The 3,008-nt window shown below is 60.6% G+C and carries 5 protein-coding genes; all 5 read right to left on the bottom strand.

Going from position 1 to position 3,008, the window contains the following annotated elements; translation table 11 throughout:
* Nucleotides 1-268: SDR family NAD(P)-dependent oxidoreductase (locus ABYV89_RS15970; protein WP_432823927.1), on the bottom strand; the 268-nt coding region annotated here is incomplete at its 3' end.
* 258 nt (nt 269-526) lie between these two features.
* Nucleotides 527-1,498: a tRNA 5-methoxyuridine(34)/uridine 5-oxyacetic acid(34) synthase CmoB gene (gene cmoB, locus ABYV89_RS15965; RefSeq protein WP_432823926.1), complete on the bottom strand. Its 972-nt coding sequence runs from the start codon at nt 1,496-1,498 to the stop codon at nt 527-529.
* 1 nt (nt 1,499) lies between these two features.
* On the bottom strand, nt 1,500-2,231 hold the full coding sequence (cmoA, locus tag ABYV89_RS15960; RefSeq protein WP_432823925.1) for a carboxy-S-adenosyl-L-methionine synthase CmoA: 732 nt from the start codon (nt 2,229-2,231) through the stop codon (nt 1,500-1,502).
* Between the two features lie 15 nt (nt 2,232-2,246).
* Complete coding sequence (locus tag ABYV89_RS15955) at nt 2,247-2,393, bottom strand: hypothetical protein (protein ID WP_432823924.1); 147 nt, start codon at nt 2,391-2,393, stop codon at nt 2,247-2,249.
* A 189-nt stretch (nt 2,394-2,582) separates the two neighbouring features.
* Nucleotides 2,583-3,008, bottom strand: a 426-nt coding sequence (locus tag ABYV89_RS15950; protein ID WP_432823923.1) for a nitroreductase family protein, incomplete at its 5' end; no start/stop codon positions are given.

Here is a 3,008-nt window from a genome sequence, read left to right as displayed (position 1 = left end):
CGGCATTATTCACCAGCACAAAGGGAGCCTGAGCGTCGAGCAGCGGCTCCAGGGCCGCCTTCACCGCAGCGCCATCGGCCACGTCAAAGGGAAGCAGGGTGCAGACCGCACCGACCTGCTCAATTTCTGCGGCGACCCTGCCGGCCGCTTCGCTATCGCGGCCGTAATTCAGCCAGATGTCGAAGCCGTCGCGGGCCAGGGCCACGGCGATCGCGGCGCCGATCCCCTTGCTGGCCCCGGTCACCAGGGCGATTCTGCGTGGTTCCATTATGGTTGAGCCCCCTGCAGGGAAAATCCCTGCCTTAGTTATAAACCAATAACTTCAGCCCCCGACAAGAGGCCGCTTTCAAGTAAAATTTAATCTCGAATTATATAAAAAAAAGGGCCAAAATTCAACAACATAATGGCCCGAACCGGCCCGGGGAGAGCCTTCGGCAGCGTGCGGATTCCACTTACTGGAGAGTGCAAAAGCGATTGTTTTTCAAGCAGATGGGATATCTTACGCCGCTGACCTTGCCAGCGACCTTCATTTCGCCTCGGCCACCAATATAGCGCGCAGCGGGGCCGGATACCCCTCGATGGTGCGAGCAGGATTAGCCGGGTCAAGAAAATCGGCCAACGACTCGGTCTGGATCCACTCGGTCTTGCGTTGCTCCGCCGAGGTCGTCGGTGTGACATCGATACAACGCACCTTGGCGAATCCGGTCCGCTGCAGCCAATTGGTCAGGCAGCGGACGGTCGGCAGGAAATAGACGTTGTTCATCTTGGCGTAGCGTTTTTCCGGGCACAGGGCGAGATCCCCGTCCCCCTCGAGCACCAGGGTTTCCAGCACCAGCTGGCCGCCCTTGCGCAGCACCTGGCGCATGGAGGCCAGGGTGTCGATGGGCGAGCGGCGGTGGTAGAGCACCCCCATCGAGAAGACCGTGTCGAAGTAGCCTTCGAGCACCGGAAGCTCCTCGAAGGTGGCCGGCAGGGCGAAGACTTCGGGGAGCCGGGCGTAGTGCTGCAGCAGCAGGTACTGGAAGTAGAAGGTCAGGTAGGGCTCGACCCCGAGGGCGATCTGCGGCTTTTGCGCGGCCATGCGCAGCAGGTAGTAGCCGTTGCTGCTGCCGATATCGAGCACCCGGCGGCCAGCCAGGGGGGCAATCGACTTTTCGACCCGGCGCCACTTGAGGGACGAGACCCACTCGCTGTCGATGTCGATGCCGAAGAGCGAAAAGGGCCCCTTGCGCCAGGGGCAGAGGGATTTCAGTCGAGCCAGCAGCTCTTCGTGCTGGCCCGGCGCCAGATCCGCCGCGCTGCCGATGCGCACCCGGTCGGCAGCCAGATCGAGATCGGACGGGCGGATTTCGGGAAGACCGGCCTGGTTGTTCAGGTAGCGCTGCCCCTTGACATCGACTTGCCCAATATAGTCGATCTTCGCCTCGAGCAACGCGGTCAGGGCATCCTTCCAGGGCCCCAGCCCGAGCCGTTCGGCCTGTTCCAGCAACCGCCGCATCTCAGGCATCCTTGCGCGCCAGCAGCGCGGTAAAATTGAACCATTTGAGCCAGACTTCCACCGCGCCGAAGCCCGCCTGCCGCAGGCGCCGGTCGTGGGCCTCCAGCGTCTCGGGAATCAGCACGTTCTCCAGCGCCTCGCGCTTCTGGCTGATCTCCATCCGCGAGTAGCCGTTCTCCTCCTTGAAGCGGTAGTAGAATTCCTGCTCCAGCTCGGTGAGACCGGCGTCCTCATGCACCACTTTTTCGGTCAGCAGCAGCACGCCGCCGGGCACCAGCGCCTGGTAAATGCGGGCAACCAGCGCATCGCGGTCGGCCAGCGGAAGAAACTGCAGGGTCAGGTTGACGATCACCACCGAGGCCCGCGCCATGGCAACCTGGCGGATATCGCCGTACTCGGGGACGATCCGCTCGCCGCCCTCCTGCTCATCCAGGCGCTGGCGGTAGGTATCGAGCATCGGCTGCGAATTGTCGACGGCGACCATGGCGAAATCCCGCTCGCCCATCTGCCGGCAGAGGGTCAGCCCGAAATTGCCGTTGGAGCAGCCGAGGTCATAGATGCGGGTGCCGTCCTGGTAGAAGCGGGCCGCCAGCTGGGCCTGGCGAACGATGCTTTCGCGGTAGAAGGGGACCGAGCGGCCGAGCATGTCATCAAAGACCGCGGCCACCTGGGCGTTGAACTCGAAGGGCGCCACCTTGTCCCAGGGGCGGGAAAAAATCGTATCTTTTGTCATGGAGTTTTTCGCGTTTCAACCTTTCAGGAGGGTGCGGCCAACCCAGTGGCTGGCGAACTGCAGGGCGGTGCGCCCGCAGCGCTTGCTCTTGTCGTGGGCGCACAGGGTGGAGGAGCAGCCCAGACCGTGCCAGGCCACCACCTCGGGTTTCAGATTCATCATCGGTTCTCTCCTGGGGGGGCCAACAAAAAAAAGCCGCCCGGCGGCCGCTTTTCTACATACAACTTTCCCCCTGGAGTGTCAAGAAAAGGGCCCAAGGCAAAAAATGCTCCTGGGCCCCTGACCAGTCTGGTGGCGGATAAAATCAGCAGAGTTTGGTCATCTCGCGCTCTCCTTCTTTATTTCAAATATTTACAGAAACCTGAGAATTTCTTCGACGGATTTGCGCGGAGTTGGTTCAGGATGGCCCTCCTCATGTCCGTAAACAATCAGCGCAGCAACAGTCTCCTCTTCCGGCAAACCGACAATTTCAGCAATGGAAGCGTCGTCAATCACGCCAAAAATACAGGTACCAACCCCTTTCGCATGTGCGGCCAGGCAGAAGGTCTGGCAGGCGATACCGGCGTCGAAAGCTTCCCAGACATGAGCTTTTGAGCTGTCAAAATCGCCATAATCATCGAGCCTGCCGCTTTTGCCTTTAACAAAGCTCAGCACGGCAACACCCTGGGCGTTTTTCAATGTGTTGATGTTATAGGTGAAGCCCTTGACGCCATCGGTCGCCAACTTTTCAATGATCGCCCGGTCATCAACCAGCGTGTACCGGGCGATCTGGAAGTT

The sequence above is a fragment of the Trichloromonas sp. genome (assembly GCF_041583255.1).
In the GTDB taxonomy this organism is placed as follows: Bacteria; Desulfobacterota; Desulfuromonadia; order Desulfuromonadales; family Trichloromonadaceae; genus Trichloromonas.
This window is presented reverse-complemented; position numbering and strand designations above follow the sequence as displayed.

What these genes read in the sequence shown, in the direction of transcription:
- ABYV89_RS15955 (WP_432823924.1), bottom strand. Translation starts at nt 2,393, where the DNA reads ATGATGAATCTGAAACCCGAGGTGGTGGCCTGGCACGGTCTGGGCTGC.
- cmoA (WP_432823925.1), bottom strand. Translation starts at nt 2,231, where the DNA reads ATGACAAAAGATACGATTTTTTCCCGCCCCTGGGACAAGGTGGCGCCC.
- cmoB (WP_432823926.1), bottom strand. Translation starts at nt 1,498, where the DNA reads ATGCGGCGGTTGCTGGAACAGGCCGAACGGCTCGGGCTGGGGCCCTGG.